This is a genomic window from Bradyrhizobium sp. AZCC 2289, assembly GCF_036924615.1.
Lineage (GTDB): Bacteria > Pseudomonadota > Alphaproteobacteria > Rhizobiales > Xanthobacteraceae > Bradyrhizobium.
The window spans coordinates 908,426-926,157 of sequence record NZ_JAZHRY010000001.1 but is presented as its reverse complement, the minus strand read 5'-3'; the positions used below and the strand labels follow the sequence as shown (position 1 = coordinate 926,157).

The window sequence follows — 17,732 nt, the reverse complement described above, 5'->3', positions numbered from 1 at the left end:
CGACCTCTGGATTCCGGGTTCGCGAGTTTCACTCGCGCCCCGGAATGACGGTGGTAGATATCATAGGCCCCGGAGCGATCCGGGGCCTTTCATTTGTTGCTTTTCGCCGGCTTGCTGCCTAACTGGTCGTGACAGGGCACCCGAGAGGCCCGTCCCGGGGAGACCGCGATGGCAACCGAACATTTCGACGTCCTGATCGTCGGCGCCGGCCTGTCCGGCATTGGCGCGGGCTATCATTTGCAGGAAAAGTGCCCCGGCAAGAGCTACGCCATCCTCGAGGGCCGCGATTGCATCGGCGGGACCTGGGATCTGTTCCGCTATCCCGGCATCCGCTCCGACTCGGACATGTTCACGCTCGGCTATTCGTTCAAGCCGTGGACCGAGGCGAAGGCGATCGCTGACGGGCCGCGGATCCTGAACTATGTTCGCGAGACCGCATCCGACAACGGCATCGACAAGAAGATCCGCTTCAACCACCGCGTCAAACGCGCGTCGTGGTCGTCGCAGGATGCACGCTGGACGGTCGAGGCTGAACGCCGGGTCGGCGAGGGCGGTAGCGAGATCGTGCGCTTCACCTGCCATTTCCTGTTCATGTGCTCGGGCTATTACAAATACGAGGAAGGCTATACGCCGGAGTTCGCCGGCACCGCGGATTTCGCCGGCCGCATCGTGCACCCGCAGAAATGGCCGGAACAACTCGACTATGCCGGCAAGCGCGTGGTCGTGATCGGCTCGGGCGCGACCGCGGTGACGCTGGTGCCGGAGATGGCCAAGACCGCGGCCCATGTCACCATGCTGCAGCGTTCGCCGACCTATGTGGTGGCGCGGCCGGCGGAGGATGCGCTCGCCAACAAACTGCGGCGCAATCTGTCCGCCAAACTCGCCTATCATCTGATCCGCTGGCGCAACGTGCTGTTCGGCATGTATTTCTTCCAGCTCTCCAGGCGCAAGCCCGAGCGCGTCAAGCAGCTGATCCTGGGCGGCGTCAAAATGGCGCTCGGGCCGGACTACGACATCGCCACGCATTTTACGCCGCGTTACAATCCCTGGGATCAGCGGCTGTGCCTGGTGCCCTATGGCGACCTGTTCAGGTCGATCAAGGACAAGCGCGCCTCCGTCGTCACCAACGAGATCGACACCTTCACGAACAAACGGCATCAAGCTGAAGGACGGCGGCGAACTCGAGGCCGACATCATCGTCACCGCCACCGGCCTGAACCTGCAGGTGCTCGGCGGGCTCGAGGTCAGCGTCGACGGCCGCCAGGTCGATTTTGCGAAAACGCTGAACTACAAGGGCATGATGTATTCGGACGTACCGAACATGGCTTCCGCGTTCGGCTACACCAACGCGTCGTGGACGCTGAAATGCGACCTCACCTGCGAGTATGTCTTCCGCCTGATCAACTACATGAACCGGCACGGCTACAGGCAATGCGTGCCGCATAATCTCGATCCCACGATCTCGGAACTGCCGTCGCTGGATTTCTCGTCCGGCTATGTGCAACGTTCGATCGCGAAGTTGCCGAAGCAAGGCTCGAAACGGCCGTGGCGGCTCTACCAGAATTACGCGCTCGACATCGTCACGCTGCGCTACGGCAAGGTCGATGACGGCGTGATGCAGTATTCGTGACGGGCAGGGCGCGTCCGCGCCGCTGACCTCGTTCAGGGCTCGTCGTGCGCGGTCCGGATGAGATTGTCGCGAAGCGTCACGGCGCCCTTTTGCATCTTTGAAAAATCTTCCGCGTCGAGCCGGAGGCCTTGGCGACGGGCAATCACACGATGATGTGAAGTCTCGCACCCATATATATCGCATCCGATTAAATCGGAAGGATTGACATTCGGAGCCGGTCTGGCCGATAACAATCGCATGTGAATAAATCGCATACGATATAAATGACTTCGGCCGGATTGGATTGAACCACTCTGTCCGCCCATCGTTATCGGGCAGGCAATCGCAGCGGGGGCAACATATTTCCAATCCGGTCATCAAACCAGGGAGCTTCAAATGCAGCCGATCACCACGTCCGAACAAATTGATCATCAGCGCCGCCGCTTTTTTGGCATCGCGGCCGGCTCCATCGCCGCGGCCCAGTTCATCAGCACGGGATCCGCGGCCGCGCAATCCAGCACCGGAAAACCGGCTGCCGCGGCCGCGATCAAACCGGGCACCAGCACATCGTTCGCCCGCTGAAGCAGATTGATGCCGGCCTCCTGAATGTCGGTTACGCCGAGGCCGGCCCCGCCGATGGTCCCGCCGTCATCCTTCACGGCTGGCCCTACGACATTTACAGTTTTGTCGACGTCGCGCCGCTGCTGGCGTCGGCGGGTTACCACGTGATCGTCCCCTATCTGCGCGGCTATGGCACCACGCGCTTTCTTTCCGGCGATAGCTTCCGCAATGGCCAGCCATCGGCGATCGCGGTCGATGCCATCGCCTTGATGGACGCGCTCAGGATCGAGAAAGCCATCGTCGCGGGCTTCGATTGGGGAGCGCGCACGGCCGACATCATGGCGGCGCTCTGGCCGGAACGCTGCAAAGCGCTTGTCTCGGTGAGCGGCTATTTGATCGGCAGCCAGGAAACCGGCAAGATGCCGCTGCCGCCAAAAGCTGAGCTGCAGTGGTGGTACCAGTTCTATTTCGCCACCGAAACGCGGCCGCGCCGGCTACGAAAAATACCGGCACGATTTTGCCAAGCTGATCTGGCAGATCGCTTCGCCGAAATGGGGCTTCGATGACGCCACCTTCGATCGCAGCGCGGCTGCCCTCGACAATCCCGATCATGTCGGCATCACGATCCATAATTATCGCTGGCGGCAGGGTCTTGCCGAAGGCGAGACGAAATATGCCGATCTGGAAAAGCGGCTTGCGGCTGCGCCTGTCATCGCGGTGCCAACCATTACCCTTGAAGGCGATGCCAATGGTGCGCCACATCCGGAGCCCGCTTCCTATGCCAAACAATTCACCGGCAAATATGCGCACCGGCTCATCAGCGGCGGTATCGGGCACAATCTGCCGCAGGAAGCCCCGCAGGCTTTTGCGCAGGCCGTGATCGACGTCGCCGGTTATTGACCGCGCCATTGCGGGTGCTTGAACGGCCGGTGTGGCGGCCGTTCGGCGCCTGCGTCCGATGGCCCTATGCGTTGTTTCGCGTATTCGTGGCTCCCTTCGAATCGGCGAAGGTAGTCGGAAGGTTAACGCCGGATTAACCGGCGCCGCCTACGCTGCAGGGCTTGAGGTTGTGAGGCTTGAGGCTGCCGACAGCACGAGGAAGCCCATGGACGCCCAGCGAATTGCCGTCGACGCCGTGGTCGCGTTGACCGATTGCGACCGCGAGGCGGTCGTTGCCTTCATCCGCAGGCTCTATCTTGCCGGCGTCAAGGACCCCAAGCGCCTGACCTTCAAGGGCCTGCAGGCGATGGCGCGGAACTGAGCGGCCGCTCGCTCGCTGCTCGCTGCTCGCCGGATTTCCTGATTCAGTTTTCAAACAGCTACGGTTGTCGTCGCCCGGCTTGCCGCCTTCGCTAAAGGCGGAATCAGCGCCATTCGTCTGTGCGCCGGTCGATCGCCCACGGGCTCCAAGAGGAGTCGCCCCGCCATCACCATGGCGCGCCGACGCCGCCGCGTCCATCGCATCGCGCCCTAGGTTCGTGACGATCGCGAAACGCTGCTCGCTCGGGCGGGAATCGGGCGAGTCCGACGGGTTAAGCGAAATATCTTTTGAAACAGGGCTGGACAGCTTTTTGTGATTTGCCCGTCGGGCCACGTTCGCCCATCTGCCGGCGGGCACGTACTCCACGATAAGGTTTTCAACGCGCGTTGGTGTCGGATAGTGTGCGCGCGATCAAGAGAGGAATGACATGAGCTTTTCCGGAATTTTTGCGCGAATAGTCGCGATCATCGGCGCTGCCGCGCTGCTGTGGCGCCGGCTGCAGGGCGCAGCGCCCGAGCCGGCCTGGGGCAGCGCGCCGGTGGTGCCGGCGGCGAAACCGCAGGGCGCGATCCCGACGCTCAAGATGCCGACGGCGAGGGGGTGGAGCGACGGGCAGAAGCCGGTGGCGGCGCCGGGGCTCAAGGTCAATGCGTTTGCGACTGGCCTGAAACATCCGCGCTGGATCAACGTGCTGCCCAATGGCGACGTCCTCATTGCCGAGTCCAATCAGGTCGCCGGACCGATCCGAAGCGTGTTCAGCTACGCGATGCAGGCGACGATGCGACGCGCCTCCGCGCTCGGCGAAAGCGCGAACCGCATCACCCTGTTGCGCGACCCTGACGGTGACGGCGTTGCCGAGCAGCGCGGGATTTTCATGGAGGGATTGAGCCAGCCGTTCGGCATGGCGCTCGTGGGCGACACCTTCTATGTCGGCAACACCGACGGCGTGGTGGCCTTCCCGTATGCGGCGGGCGCCGACCGCATCACCGCGCCGGGGAAGAAACTCACCACCTTCAAGCCTTCCGGGCACTGGACGAGGAGCCTGCTGCCGAGCCCCGACGGCAAGAAGCTCTATGCCGGGGTCGGCTCGCTCAGCAACATCGCCGAGAGCGGCATGGCGGTCGAGGAAGGCCGGGCCGCGATCTACGAGCTCGATCTCGCCGATGGCAGCAGCCGCATCTTTGCCGGCGGCCTGCGCAACCCGGTGGGACTGGCATGGGAGCCTCAAACCGGCGTGCTCTGGACGGTGGTCAACGAGCGCGACGGCCTCGGCGACGAGACACCGCCGGACTATCTGACGTCGGTCCGATCAGGCGGCTTCTACGGCTGGCCCTATTGCTACTGGGGCCAGACGGTGGACGATCGCGTGCCGCAGGATCCGGCCGCGGTCGCCAAGGCGATCACGCCGGACTACGCGCTCGGCGGGCACACCGCCTCGCTCGGCCTGTGCTGGATGCCGGCCGGCACGCTTCCGGGCTTTCCCGACGGCATGGCGATCGGGCAGCACGGCTCCTGGAACCGCAGCACGCTGAGCGGCTACAAGGTCGTATTCGTGCCGTTCGTGAACGGACGCCCGGCAGGTCCGCCGCGAGATATTCTGTCGGGATTTCTCGCACCGGACGAGCGGGAGTCCTATGGACGACCGGTCGGGGTAACGCTCGGTCCCGACGGCTCCCTCCTGGTCGCGGACGATGTCGGCGACGTGATCTGGCGCGTCACGGGCGAGCGGCAGGGCTGAGCGAGCCCGTGGCGGCTTAGGCCGGAGAAAGCAGGCGTGTCGGCGGTTTCCGCCAACGCATTACGACTCCGCCTTGGCAGCAGTGGCAGAACCCCACAGCGAACCAGGATTGGCACGATCGGGATAAAGCTCCAGCATCTTGTCATAGAGCTCCCGGACAGTCCTCGTCGCGTCATTCAACCGAATGAAGTCGCGGATGTACTGGCGCGTTTGTTCCACAGTTTGCGGACTGTCGTCGTTGCTGGGAATCTTGTGTCCCGCAACAACCGCTGACGGTTTCAGAGCGTCGATTTTGTCGAGCGCGGCAATCCATTGCAGCCGGGTTTGTCGGTTCGATTCGTTAAGGAATGGATGAATGCCGTTATAGACGGCATCGCCGGCGACGACCAATCCGATGGATGGAACGTGAAGACACGTCGTATCGTCGGTGTCCGTATGCCCAACTCTTGCAACGACCAGTTTGCTTCCTTCCAAATCAATCTCATCGCCGTCCAGCGGATCCGCGATGGAAATCACGTCTGAAATTTGATTTGGGAACAGCTTGCGCCATCGGCCATTCAATTGCGCCGGCGTGATCTGAAGCTTCATCCTGGCGACGACCTCAGGCGTCGCCAGTGCTTTCACGTCCGGGAACCGGTCCTGCAAGACCTTTATCCCAAAAAAGTGATCGCCATGCGCATGCGTGACATAAATCGCCTTCAACGTCTTTCCGCTCGCAACGATCGCGTCGGCCAAACCCCTGGACTGGTCCACCGTAAGGAAACTGTCGACGAGAACCGCATCCCGTTCTCCGTAGATCAGCGTCGCCGAATTGGCGACCCACATCAGGGACTCCTTACCGGGCGGCAGATCACGGTTCAGGCCGGGACGAGTGGCAGTAAATACCTTGTACCTCAACGCAGGCGTCTTGAGATCCGAACTTGCCGTTGCTGCGCGCAGCATCATGGGAAGCATGACCAGAGACGCCAGTTTCATCACATCGCGACGCTTCATACCAACCCTCTTTTAAATGATGAATATCATTTAAAAACATCGGGCACGTCTTGCTTGGCGTCAAGACAACGGATTGTGAGGCGGAAGCGTGAGATGCTCGGGCAGATGTGACCGCCGCCCGTTACGGGCGTACCCTGCAGGAGGAACCGAGGCCTTTCAGGTGTGGCAGCAAAAGGCATAACCACCTATTATCGTCGATGAATGGCGGATTGCGCTACGCTGATGCGCCCTGCGCGCTTAAGCTGGATGGACTTGGGGGCGATAGGGCTCGCATGACGGACCGGCGGTCGTTGATGAAAATACTGGCCGGTGCCGCACTCCTCGGCATCGCGCACAGGGCTGGCGCTCAAAAAGGGAAATCATTCACCATCGCTTACCTCGCCTTGCTTCCCGGCGAGGATCGCAACTTCGTGCCAAATTTTTTGCGCCGTCTCGATCAGCTTGGTTATGTCGACGGACAGAACCTGCACTTTGTCTATCGCTCCGCGGAAGGCCGGCCGGAACTCTTGTCAGATCTTGCATCCGACCTCGTTCGGATGAAGCCCGATGTGCTTGTCACCGGATTTGGAACGGTCGCGGCCAAGGCGGGCAAGGCAGCCGGAGACGGCATCCCGGTTGTATTCATGGCGGTCGGCGATCCCGTCGGGGCGGGGGTCGTCGCAAGCCTCGCGCGGCCCGGCGGCAACGTCACCGGATTGTCGGACCTGGCCGCTGGCCTGCAGGGCGGCCGGCTTCAGCTGTTGCGCGAGATCGTCCCTGCCGCCTCGCTGTTTGCCGCGGTCCTAAATCCGGGCACGCCCTACGCGGCCCTCGCTTACAGGGAACTCGAGTCCGCGGCGCATCTAGCGAAGGTCGAGCTCCGGGCCTTCGAGGTGCGCTCGCCCGAGGAGATCACACCACAGCTCGAGGCCAGCATGGTCGCGGGAGCCGGCGGCCTTGTGATCTTCGAGGACCCCCTCACGCTAAGTCAGCGAAGCGAGATTACCGCGGTCGCCTCCCGCCTGCGTTTGCCTGCTGTCTACGGTTATCGCGAATTCGCCGAGGCGGGCGGTCTTATGTCCTACGGCACCGACCATGGCGCGCAATGGCGGCGCGGCGCGGAGATTGTCGACCTCATTCTCAAAGGCGCGAAGCCGGCCGACATCCCGGTCGAGCAGCCGACAAAGTTTGAGCTTGTCGTCAATCTCAAGACGGCCAAGGCCTCGAACTTCACGGTGCCGCCAACGATCATGATCCGCGCCGACGAGGTTATCGAATGAGCGCTGCTAGTTCCGAAATTGGAATCCAGCAGAGTTTCGCACTACTACGCGAATGGAGCCCTCACGAAAAACGGGCTATCCTGCCGTCTTTGGCGATACGACGGCCAGCGGCGCCGCACTGGCGTTTTTGATGTCTGGAGCGTATAGTTTCAGGACACTTGGTGGTGGCGCGGATGTCCATTTTCTCAGGCAGATCAGGTCTCGCATTCGTACTTGTGGCGCTCTGTCTGGGCGGGCGAACCGCTCACGCTCAGGCCGCCCCGGTGACATATTGGCTCCCAGGCTGGCCGATCGGCTTCGGCGGCGACCCGGGTGTCGACCCGGGCGCGAACACTTACGGCAATTTTCCGAGCTTTGACGGCGGCGGCGCCCGAGGCGGCCGCTTTTCCTATATGCGCTACAATTTTCCGAACGGCTGGTTCGTCGGCGGCGAAGGCGGCGGCACCGGCTTGAGCATGAACGGCATCAGCCAGTACGGAACGTTCGGCCGCTCGCTTTATTACGAAGGCGTGCAGTTCGGCTACAACTTCCAAAACGTGGCCGGGTCGCCCCTCACGGTCTATGCCGGTTTCGACACCTTGAAATACAATTCCGGCATCGGTGGCCCTTTTGCCCCCTTCGACTCCACGTCCACCACGCTGCCCGGCTATAGCGCGCATGCGGGCGTCGAATTCCAGCCGGCGTCGAATGTCAGCCTGTCACTCGGGTTCGGCTACTCCCAACAGTCGGGACACCTCGACAGCGACATCAATTCGCTGGCGCTGCCTGGCGCTACTCCGTTTGTCTTTGGCGGTCGCCGCTAACGCGCGCTGAAATTGAATGAACGCCGGTGGTGATTTGCATATCGGCACTGGGTCTTGCACACGGCAATGCCGGATCGAAGGAAACTGATCCGCTTTTCATCTGGAAAATGATCTGGCCCCGGCTTGGTCGGCAGCTCCGCAAAGGGGGGAGCCGTCGTTCCCCAATCCAATGTTTCAGCCGTGATACGCAAACAGCTCGATTGGGTCGTTGAAGCCGCGCACCGGATATTCGCCGACGCGTTCGAGATCGAAATCGCTTTCGACGAAGTCGGCGAACGCGCGGGACAGCAGCACCGTTCTGCCCAATTGTTTGGTGAGGGTTTCGAGACGCGAGGCCATGTTGACCGCCGGACCGATGACGGTGAAGTCGAGCCGGGTGCGCGACCCGATATTGCCGTACATGACGTCTCCGACATGGACGCCGATGCCGTAATTCAGCGGCGCACGACCGGTTTCGCCGTTCTTTTCGTTCAGGGCAACCATGGCCTGACGGGCTTCGGCCACGGCATGCAGCAGGTTTGCGCAGGCCTTTGGCTGGCTGAGCGGAAAAATGGCGAGCAGGCCGTCGCCGATGAATTTCAGTATTTCCCCGCCATGTCGCGCAATCGGCTCCGACATCGCGTCGAAATAGCCGTTCAAGAGATCGATGACGTCATCGCGCGGCCAGTTGTCGGAGATCCGGGTGAAATCACGCAGGTCGCAGATCATGATGGCGGCGCGTACCGTCGTCCCGCTTCCGCGCCTGGTGGCGCCGGCCAGAATGAGTTCGCCGGCGTGCGATCCGACATAGGTTTCGAGCAGCGTTCGCGCCAGCCGGTTCTTGACGCGGATTTCGCTGACCAGCGCCAGAGCCGGCAACAGTTTCAACAGGCCGGCGATATGCGCGTCGTCGAAACCTCCCGGCCGGTCGGTTGCAAAGGTCACGAGATGCCGCTTGCCGAGCGTATGGTACAGCGGCCACGCCACATAGTCGGTCAGGCCCTTCGCCCGCATCTCGTCATAGACGGCGTGCTTGCGGCCCAGCGAGGGATCGCGTTCGAGATTCTCGCGAACCTCGGTGGCGCCGTCATGGATTTCGTTGGCGGGACTGTTTATGTATTCGGATCGCTCCCTGACATCGTAGTCGACTCTGGCAATCTCGGCCTCGCGCATCCCGTCCGCCCACATCATCCGCGCGCCAAGCCATTGCGGGTGGTGGATCAGAATATGCAGCGACGCCCGCTTGATGGGAATGCCCGATCGCTGGAGCCGGACGCACAGTTCAGCGAAAATATTGTCAATGAAGCGCTCATCGCGCGTGCCGTTTGTCAGCCAGTGCACAACGTCTCTGTCAGAATGTGCGGTGACGGGATCGATGTTTCGCGGCGCGTCCATATCGTGCTCCTGGGCAGTGACCTCGATCGACGGTTTGGGATATGTCGTGTCTCCGCCCGGCGGCGTCAACGGAGTCCGCCGCAATCTGCTTGCGCGCATCGGGTGGTCAAAAGGCGGCTTTTGACCCGAAGCGATCCCTCTTCGTGATCTTGTTTCGATGCGGACCAGACTTTTGGTTGAGTCTCCGGAAAGACACACCTGATGGATTTTCTCGGCGGGCGCCTGAGACATAATGCTGCATGATTTACTCGCGGACAAAGTCGCCGTAGGTGTACAGCACAGGTGCGGTTGGGAATTTGGAAGTGGCAAGCGCGGGGAAGGGGCATTTCGTTATCCCGAATTGGGATTCGAGATGGATACGCGGCCTAAGTTCGAAATTTTTGTTCGTCTTTTTGCTTTTGGCGCTCTGGCTCGCGCCGCATGCCGCCTGGGCGCTCAATTGCACGTTTACCGCGACGATAAACGAGAATAGCGGCGCCAACATCTTGTATTTCGGCGGTTCGCCGAGCGGCCTTGCTGCCGACTCCTGTCTCAACTTCGGCCTTATCGCTACGACGAACGGCTCGAGCCCGTTGGGCAGTTGGACGAGTACGCCCAGTGGCACGGACGGCGGCACTCAACCCGGTGATAACCAGATCACATACACGCCGGCTGCGGGCGCCGCCGGGACCGACAGTTTCTCGATCTCGGCGACCGACCTTTCTCCAGGCGATTCTACCGTCGCCGTCACCATCACGATCGCCGCGATTGCGCCGAGCGTGTCTTCGGTCAGCCCGACCAGCGGCTCGACGGCCGGCGGCACGTCGCTGACGATCACCGGGACAGCCCTCACCGGCGCGACGGGCGTCACGGTCGGGGGCGCCGCAGCCACCAACGTTACCGTCGTCAACGATACAACCGTCACCGCGACCGCGCCGGCCAGAAGCGCCGGTACCGTGGATGTCAGGGTGACGACGGCCGGCGGCACCAGCGCCATCAGCGGAAACGACAAGTATACCTATGTCACGCCGGTCGTGGCCGGGGCGGTCAGCGCCACGGTCGCCTACGACAGCTCCAGCAACGGCATCACGCTAAATCTCGGCGGCGGCGCGCCCACCTCGGTGGCGGTCGCCACGGCGGCCGCGCACGGGACGGCGACGGCATCCGGCACCACCATTTCCTATACGCCGGCGACCGGCTTTTTCGGCACGGACAGCTTCACCTACACCGCGACCAACGGCACCGGCACGTCCGCGCCGGCCACCGTCTCGATCACCGTCTCGGCGCCGACGATCGTAGTCTCTCCGGCGACCTTGGCGGCGGGTACGGTCGGGAGCGTCTATAGCCAGTCGCTAAACGCGAGCGGCGGTCAGGCGCCTTATGGTTTCGCGCTCGCGACCGGATCGCTGCCGGGCGGCCTGAGCCTCGCCAGCAGCGGCGCAATCACCGGCACGCCGACCGCCGCCGGCAACTTCACCTTCACGGTGACCGGCACCGACAGCAGCACGGCCACCCACGCCTCCTTCACCAGCGGGACCATCTCGCTCAGCATCAACGCGACCGTGCCAGGTGCGCCGGCGATCGGCACCGCAACAGCCGGCAATGCCCAGGCACAGGTGAGCTTCACCGCGCCGGCGTCCGACGGCGGAGCGGCGATCACCGGTTATACGGTGACGTCGTCGCCCGGCGGCGCGACCGCCGCGGGCAGTTCTTCGCCGATAACGGTGACAGGGCTGAGCAACGGCACGGCCTATACGTTCAGGGTGACGGCAACCAATGGCATTGGGACCGGCAGCGCCTCCGCGGCGTCCAATTCGGTCACGCCCGTTGCGTCGCCGCCGACGGCAACCCAGGCGATCGCTTCGATGATGTTGACGCAGAATCACGCGGCGACAGCCTTCACGCCGGTCACCGGGTCCGGTGGCGCCAGCCCATTGAGCTACAGCGTATCGCCGGGCCTGCCGACGGGTCTGAGCATGGCGTCGGGCACCGGCGCCATCACCGGCACGCCCACCGTGGCGAGCTCGGCGACGACCTACACGGTGACGGTGACGGATGCCAACAGTGCGACGGCGACGGCGACCTTCAGCCTGAAGGTCAACGGTGTCGTCACGGCGACCCAGGCGATCGCCTCGACGATACTGACGGTCAATGTCGCGGCGACACCCTTCACCCCGGTCACCGGCTCCGGCGGCACAGCGCCACTCGCCTACAGCGTCTCGCCGGGCCTGCCGGCGGGTCTGAGCATGGCGGCGGGTACCGGGGCGATCACCGGCACGCCGAACGTGACGAGTTCGGCCACGACCTACACGGTGACGGTGACCGACGCCAACAGCGGGACCGCGACGGCGAGTTTCAGCCTGATTGTCGCGGCGCCGACGCCGGTCCTTGCGGTTGCCGCGTCGGGATCGCCTGCGTCCGTGGTGCCCGGAAACGACATCACCTATTCAATCGCGCTCACCGTCAGCACAGGAACGGCGACCAATGCAGCGCTGTCGGATCCCTTGCCGGCAGGCCTCACCTTTGTAAGCGCCGCCGAGACCGGCCCGGGCGGCGCCTGGACCTGTACGACGCCGGCCGTGGGTGCCGCCGGCACGGTGACCTGCTCGATCGCCTCTGCCGCGCCGGGCACGTATAACTTCACCATCGTCGCGCATGTGGCGGCGAGCACCCCGGCCGGCCCCGTCACGAACACGGCCACTGCCACGGCCGACAATGCGGCGACCCAATCCGCAAGCGCAACGAACACGATCAGTCTGCCGACTCTTTCAGTCGCGGTCTCGGGATCGCCGGCAACTACGGTGGCGGGCGGCAACATCACGTATTCGATCGCGCTTACAGTCGGCACGGGGACCGCGACCAATGCGTCGCTGTCGGATCCCTTGCCGGCAGGCCTCACCTTTGTCAGCGCCAGCGAGACCGGTCCGGGAGGAGCCTGGACCTGTACGACTCCGGCGGTGGGTGGCGCCGGCACGGTAACTTGCTCGATCGCTTCTGCCGCGCCGGGCACCTATAATTTCACCATCGTCGCGCAGGTGGCGGCGGGCACCCCGCCCGGGCCCCTCACCAACACGGCCACTGCCAGCGCCAGCAACGCAGCGACCACATCCGGCAGCGCAACCAGCACCGTCAGCTTGACGACCACGTCGACGACGCTGGTGTCGTCGCTCAACCCTAGTCTGGTGGGACAGTCCGTCACCTTCACGGCGACGGTATCGGGCTCAACTCCTGCCGGCACCGTGACCTTCAAGGACGGCGCGACGGCGCTCGGCACCGGAACACTCAACGGCTCCGGCGTCGCGACGTTCACTACCGCGGCGCTGACGTCCGGATCGCATGCGGTCACCGCTGCCTATGGCGGCGATCCCAACAATGCGTCCAGCACCTCGTCGGTGTTGACCCAAACCGTCGGCCAGGCGGCGACGACGGTGGCAGTCACGTCGTCCGTCAATCCGAGCGTGCCGGGACAGCCGGTCACCTTCACCGCGACGGTGGCGAGCGCAGGCGGCACGCCGACCGGCACCGTGATCTTCAAAGATGCCGGCGCCGTCATCGGTACAGGCGCATTGGCGGGTAGCGTTGCCACCCTCACCACCGCGGCGCTGGCCACCGGGGCCCACAGCATCACTGTGAGCTACAGCGGCGCGACCGGCTTTGCTGCGAGCGCGTCGAGCGCCTTGACGCAGACGGTGGCGATCCCGGCCGACAGCATCAAACTGCGGCAATTGCAGGTCGCGGTCACCAAAGTGGTGGCACAGAACTCCGGACAGGCGATCGCCGGCGCGATCGACACTGCGATCACGGACGGCTTCAGCGACGGCGGCGGGCTGGTGACGCCGAGCGGCACCGGCTTCCGCTTCAACTTCTCGGCCGATCCGGATCAGCCCGGCGCGGCAGATCACGAGCGCGCATTCTCCGATCGCTGGAACGGCATGTTCGACCGCGGTCGCACCGCCGGCGAGGGCGGAGCCAATAGTTATGCCCGCACGCGGCAGAATCCTTCCGCCGTTGACGATGCCTTTGCCGCCGTCAATCGCAACACCATGGCGACGAAGACACCGCCGCTGATCGGGCGTGAGCCCAAGGAATGGTTGTTGTGGGCGGATGTTCGAGGTTCCGGCGTCGACCGCTGGGGCTCGACGATAGGCACCGGCCAGTCGCTGCTCTATGGCTCGCAGGTTAATGCGCTGATCGGTCTGACGCGCAAGGTGACGCCGACGTTTCTGGTCGGGATCGCCGGCGGCTATGAGACCTTCGACTACACCTCGCAGGATCTCAACGGCAAGCTGAAGGGCAATGGCTGGACGGTCGGCTCCTATCTCGGCTGGAAACTGAGCTCGTCAATTCGCTTTGATGCGGCGGTGGCGTATTCCGGCATCGGCTATGACGGTACGGCGGGAACGGCGCAGGGCAATTTCGACGGCCGCCGCTGGCTGGTGTCGAGCGGACTGACCGGTAACTACCAGGCCTACGGCTTCGACATCGAGCCGTCGGCGAAAATCTACGCGCTGTGGGAACATGAGAACGCCTACACCGACTCATTGGGCACCCGTCAGGACGATCGCGACTTCGCCACCGGCCGCGCGTCCGGCGGCGTCAAGCTGGCCTATCCGTTCGCGTGGACCGACACCGTCGCGCTGGCGCCTTATGTCGGGCTCTACGGCGACTATTATTTCACCCATGACGATGCGGCCACGATCGTGGCCGCGGGCGCAGTGCCGCTGGCGTCGACGCCCTTGCTCGATGGCTGGTCGGCGCGGGCGACCGCCGGCCTTGCCGCAAGATTTGCCAGCGGCGCCACCATTGCAGTCGGCGGAGAACTCGGCGGCATCGGATCGGACACCCGCATCTGGACCTACCGCGCCCGCGCCGCCGTGCCGTTCTGAACGCGCGAGTTGGCGTATTCGGGAAGGCCCATGTCCGCATTGGCACTTGGCTGACATCGGTGTCCTGGCGAATGTCCGCTTTGCGTAACGGTCATTCAAAAATTGGCCTCGCCAAATTTCGGCTCTCGGAACCAGGTCAACACACTCGAACACCTCGCTGACACTGAAGGGCGGTGGGTTCAGCGCTGCCCAGTTGGCTTTCTTTGGGTAGTTTGATCTCTCGGTGCACACTTCGTGCACACGCCAACCTCCAGCCGATCGAAAGCATTCTTTCCAAAATGTGGAGGGTGTTTGTCCATTGCGAGGGATTGGCCCTTTTATCGAAGAGATTTAGATCGAGGGGCAACAGAAGGAGCCCTGCGATGACGTCACCTCTTTTCACCTCGGTTCATATCGGCGGCCGCGAAGCATCCCATCGTGTTGTGATGGCGCCGATGACCCGGGCCCGGAGCACCCACCCGGGCGACGTGCCCAATGCAAGGAACGCCCGATACTATGCGCAACGGGCCTCCGCCGCGCTCATCATCACCGAAGCGACCCAGGTTTCGCCCCAAGGCAAGGGCTACTCGTTCACGCCGGGGATCTACAGCCCCGAGCAGGTGGCGGGATGGCGTTTGGTGACCCAAGCCGTCCACGCCAAAGGCGGCCGCATATTCGCGCAGCTGTGGCACGTGGGTCGGATGTCGCATCCCGATTTTCACAACGGCGAACTGCCCGTTGCGCCCTCGGCTGTGGCGTTTGAAGGCAAGATCTGGAAGGTGGACCCAGCGACGGGAAGGGGGGAAATGGTCGACTGTCCAACGCCGCGAGCGCTGGAGAGGGACGAGATCCCTGGCATCATTGCGGACTTCAGGCGCGCCGCGCGTAACGCGATCGACGCAGGCTTCGACGGCGTGGAGATCCACGGCGCCAACGGCTATCTCGTCGATCAATTCCTGCGCACCACGTCGAACGTTCGGACAGACGAATATGGTGGCTCGCGGAAGAACCGCCTGCGTTTTCTCGAAGAGCTGGTTTCCGAAGTGGCGATGGAGGTCGGTGCAAATCGAACGGCCATCCGCTTGGCGCCCTTTCTCACCGCGCGCGGCATGGCTTGCCCGGATATCCTGCCCACAATCCTGGAGGCGGTCGAATTTCTTCAGGCGCTTCAGGTTGCCTACGTGCATCTCGTCGAAGCCGACTGGGACGACGCTCCACAGTTCACCGAGGAATTTCGCAAAGAGGTCCGCGGTCGCTTCAGCGGTTCGATCATCGTGGCCGGCAAATACGATATTGAGCGCGCCAACTGGGTGCTTAAGCGCGGCTACGCGGACCTCGTCGCCTTCGGACGTCCGTTTGTCGCCAATCCCGACCTGCCCGCCCGCCTGGCGCAGCGGCTTCCGATGGCCAATTTCGACCCCGCCACGCTCTTTGGCGGCGAGGATCACGGCTACACCGACTACCAACCCATGCAACAAGCCGCCTGACGGCTCAGGGAGAGCGAGATGTTCAAATATGAAGGTTCGACGGCCCTGATCACCGGCGCATCCAAGGGATTGGGAGTGACATTTGCCGAAGAGCTGGCCAGGCGCGGCGCCGATTTGGTCCTGGTCGCCCGCTCCAAAGATGCGTTGCAGACTCTCGCGGCTCGGCTTACCGCCCAGTACGGCGTGAAGTGCTACGTGATCGCAGCGGATCTCGCCGATCCCACGGGCATCGACGACATCTATGCGGAGTTGGCCGAAAACAGCCTGCCGGTCGACCTTCTGATCAACAACGCGGGCCTGGGCTTGTCGGGCCGTTTCCTTGATCATGACCACGCCAAGCAACAGGCCAGCATTCAGGTCAATGTACAGGCGCTGGTCGGCCTCAGCCATCGGTTCGGCCGGGCCATGGCCGCTCGCGGTCGGGGTGGAATCATCAATATCGCGTCGAACTCTGCCTTCCAGCCGCTGCCATACATGGCGACTTACGCCGCGTCGAAAGCCTTCGTCCTCCATTTTGGCGAAGCGCTGCAACATGAGCTGTCCCCTGCAGGAGTTCGGGTCATGACGGCCTGTCCGGGACCGACGGCGACCAGCTTTTTCGAGGGCACGCCGACGACGATGTCCGACCGATCTTTCGACACGCCCGAAATGGTGGTTCGCGGCATCCTTCGCGCCTTCGACCAGGGAAAGGCCGTGGCCTATCCTGGACGGCCGAGCGTACGGTTCGCAACCTGGCTGCCACGGCTGTTGCCCCGCAGCCTGGTTGTCCGCATCGCGGCGATGGCGACTGAAAAGATGGGGTTGGCGTTACTGAAGGCCGATTTACAGCCCGTTGTAATCAATATCGGTCAGCGACGCTCCACGCCGGTCAAGATCCCACATCGCGATGGCCACCGGAATACCTGCTGAGCCGATCCACCATGGCATCGAGAAATAGTCGCACCCGCGTCGGAAGCTGGCGATTTGAAGGGAAGAGTGCGCAAACAGGCGCAGGGTCGCTGCGCCACGCGGGCAACACACGGACCAGACGGCCCGCGAGCAAGTCAGGCTCCACGTCCACCCAGGATTTTATGATGAGACCGCAACCGGCGAGCGCCCAATCGTGCGCCACCTCGCCACTGTCGCACCGCAGGCGGGAGGCGGCCCGGATCTCGGCCGCCTCGCCGCCAGGCCCCACCAGGCGCCAATGGGTTCCTACGCCGCGATACTGCAGACACTCATGAGCTTCCAGGTCTGAGGGCGCCATCGGCGTCCCGTGCCGGTCCAGATAGTCCGGCGCACCCACGACAATGCGGTGGTTGTCGACCAGCTTCCGCATGACCAGGCCCGAGTCCTTCGGCGCGCCGATCCGAACGACGACATCCATGCCTTCGTCGATCAGCTCCACCAGGCGATCGGTAAGCGTGAGATCGACCGACACCTTTGGATGCGCGCGAACGAGGTCGCGACAGACGGGGCTGACATGAGCGCGGCCAAGCGCAACCGGCGCACTCACCCGCAACACGCCTTGTGGCTCGACGCGGCCATGCGTCAGCACTATCTCGGCTTCGTCGACCTCAGCCAGGATGCGCTGGGCTCTGTCGTAGAGAGCCTGCCCTTCTTCAGTCAGCGCAAGGTGGCGGGTGCTGCGGGCAATGAGACGCATATCAGTCCGGCGTTCGAGCATCGCAAGTCGCTTGCTGACGACGCTGAGCGCAAGACCCATCTCTCGGCCGGCCGCTGACAGGCTCCCCGCTCCGACAATCCGGACAAATGTGCGCAGTTCGGTGATGTCGTCCAGCATGTCTGCTCCCCATACTTTCC

Annotated in this window: 13 protein-coding genes and 1 pseudogene; 10 read left to right on the top strand and 4 right to left on the bottom strand. The window is 63.4% G+C overall.

The window, feature by feature from the left end:
* Nucleotides 1-168 precede the first annotated feature (168 nt).
* A pseudogene (locus V1289_RS04720) lies at nucleotides 169-1,630 on the top strand (flavin-containing monooxygenase).
* Between the two features lie 410 nt (nucleotides 1,631-2,040).
* Here the strand turns inward: V1289_RS04720 and V1289_RS04715 are convergent.
* The gene (locus tag V1289_RS04715; RefSeq protein WP_334395845.1) at nucleotides 2,041-2,334 is read right to left on the bottom strand and encodes a hypothetical protein; all 294 of its coding nucleotides are present in this window, start codon (nucleotides 2,332-2,334) and stop codon (nucleotides 2,041-2,043) included.
* On the opposite strand from V1289_RS04715, the gene V1289_RS04710 reads away from it, so the two are divergent.
* From V1289_RS04710 to V1289_RS04695, 4 genes are all read left to right on the top strand, one after another.
* Nucleotides 2,260-2,736: an alpha/beta fold hydrolase gene (locus tag V1289_RS04710; protein ID WP_334407278.1), complete on the top strand. Its 477-nt coding sequence runs from the start codon at nucleotides 2,260-2,262 to the stop codon at nucleotides 2,734-2,736. The two genes, V1289_RS04715 and V1289_RS04710, sit on opposite strands and share 75 nt — an antisense overlap.
* Nucleotides 2,737-2,887: 151 nt before the next feature.
* A complete protein-coding gene (locus V1289_RS04705; protein ID WP_334395844.1) occupies nucleotides 2,888-3,070 on the top strand; it encodes an alpha/beta hydrolase in 183 nt (60 codons plus the stop codon).
* 205 nt (nucleotides 3,071-3,275) lie between these two features.
* The gene (locus V1289_RS04700) at nucleotides 3,276-3,431 is read left to right on the top strand and encodes a hypothetical protein (RefSeq protein ID WP_171985732.1); all 156 of its coding nucleotides are present in this window, start codon (nucleotides 3,276-3,278) and stop codon (nucleotides 3,429-3,431) included.
* Nucleotides 3,432-3,858: 427 nt separating this feature from the next.
* On the top strand, nucleotides 3,859-5,169 hold the full coding sequence (locus V1289_RS04695) for a PQQ-dependent sugar dehydrogenase (protein ID WP_334395843.1): 1,311 nt from the start codon (nucleotides 3,859-3,861) through the stop codon (nucleotides 5,167-5,169).
* 60 nt (nucleotides 5,170-5,229) lie between these two features.
* Here the strand turns inward: V1289_RS04695 and V1289_RS04690 are convergent, their stop codons facing one another.
* Nucleotides 5,230-6,162, bottom strand: a complete 933-nt coding sequence (locus tag V1289_RS04690; protein ID WP_334395842.1) for an MBL fold metallo-hydrolase — start codon at nucleotides 6,160-6,162, stop codon at nucleotides 5,230-5,232.
* A 293-nt stretch (nucleotides 6,163-6,455) separates the two neighbouring features.
* Between V1289_RS04690 and V1289_RS04685 the strand changes: the two genes are divergently transcribed.
* Both V1289_RS04685 and V1289_RS04680 read left to right on the top strand, forming a co-directional pair.
* Nucleotides 6,456-7,421 carry an ABC transporter substrate-binding protein gene (locus V1289_RS04685; RefSeq protein WP_334395841.1) on the top strand — a complete coding sequence of 322 codons (966 nt, stop codon included), beginning with the start codon at nucleotides 6,456-6,458 and terminating at the stop codon, nucleotides 7,419-7,421.
* A gap of 263 nt (nucleotides 7,422-7,684) precedes the next feature.
* The gene (locus V1289_RS04680; RefSeq protein WP_334395840.1) at nucleotides 7,685-8,224 is read left to right on the top strand and encodes a hypothetical protein; all 540 of its coding nucleotides are present in this window, start codon (nucleotides 7,685-7,687) and stop codon (nucleotides 8,222-8,224) included.
* Nucleotides 8,225-8,398: 174 nt separating this feature from the next.
* Here the strand turns inward: V1289_RS04680 and V1289_RS04675 are convergent, their stop codons facing one another.
* Nucleotides 8,399-9,598 carry an adenylate/guanylate cyclase domain-containing protein gene (locus V1289_RS04675; protein ID WP_334395839.1) on the bottom strand — a complete coding sequence of 400 codons (1,200 nt, stop codon included), beginning with the start codon at nucleotides 9,596-9,598 and terminating at the stop codon, nucleotides 8,399-8,401.
* A 380-nt stretch (nucleotides 9,599-9,978) separates the two neighbouring features.
* Here V1289_RS04675 and V1289_RS04670 point away from each other — a divergent pair, with 380 nt between their 5' ends.
* From V1289_RS04670 to V1289_RS04660, 3 genes are all read left to right on the top strand, one after another.
* Entirely contained in the window at nucleotides 9,979-14,463 is a 4,485-nt protein-coding gene (locus tag V1289_RS04670; protein WP_334395838.1) for an Ig-like domain repeat protein, read from the top strand.
* A 362-nt stretch (nucleotides 14,464-14,825) separates the two neighbouring features.
* On the top strand, nucleotides 14,826-15,929 hold the full coding sequence (locus V1289_RS04665) for an alkene reductase (RefSeq protein WP_334407276.1): 1,104 nt from the start codon (nucleotides 14,826-14,828) through the stop codon (nucleotides 15,927-15,929).
* A gap of 18 nt (nucleotides 15,930-15,947) precedes the next feature.
* Nucleotides 15,948-16,838: an SDR family NAD(P)-dependent oxidoreductase gene (locus V1289_RS04660; RefSeq protein ID WP_334395837.1), complete on the top strand. Its 891-nt coding sequence runs from the start codon at nucleotides 15,948-15,950 to the stop codon at nucleotides 16,836-16,838.
* Here the strand turns inward: V1289_RS04660 and V1289_RS04655 are convergent.
* Nucleotides 16,798-17,712 carry a LysR family transcriptional regulator gene (locus V1289_RS04655; RefSeq protein ID WP_334395836.1) on the bottom strand — a complete coding sequence of 305 codons (915 nt, stop codon included), beginning with the start codon at nucleotides 17,710-17,712 and terminating at the stop codon, nucleotides 16,798-16,800. The two genes, V1289_RS04660 and V1289_RS04655, sit on opposite strands and share 41 nt — an antisense overlap.
* Between the last annotated feature and the right edge of the window lie 20 nt (nucleotides 17,713-17,732).

Bases quoted from the DNA above. Each gene is read 5' to 3' on its own strand.
- V1289_RS04690 (WP_334395842.1), bottom strand. From the start codon at position 6,162: ATGAAGCGTCGCGATGTGATGAAACTGGCGTCTCTGGTCATGCTTCCC.
- V1289_RS04685 (WP_334395841.1), top strand. From the start codon at position 6,456: ATGAAAATACTGGCCGGTGCCGCACTCCTCGGCATCGCGCACAGGGCT.
- V1289_RS04695 (WP_334395843.1), top strand. From the start codon at position 3,859: ATGAGCTTTTCCGGAATTTTTGCGCGAATAGTCGCGATCATCGGCGCT.
- V1289_RS04655 (WP_334395836.1), bottom strand. From the start codon at position 17,712: ATGCTGGACGACATCACCGAACTGCGCACATTTGTCCGGATTGTCGGA.
- V1289_RS04675 (WP_334395839.1), bottom strand. From the start codon at position 9,598: ATGGACGCGCCGCGAAACATCGATCCCGTCACCGCACATTCTGACAGA.
- V1289_RS04700 (WP_171985732.1), top strand. From the start codon at position 3,276: ATGGACGCCCAGCGAATTGCCGTCGACGCCGTGGTCGCGTTGACCGAT.
- V1289_RS04660 (WP_334395837.1), top strand. From the start codon at position 15,948: ATGTTCAAATATGAAGGTTCGACGGCCCTGATCACCGGCGCATCCAAG.
- V1289_RS04665 (WP_334407276.1), top strand. From the start codon at position 14,826: ATGACGTCACCTCTTTTCACCTCGGTTCATATCGGCGGCCGCGAAGCA.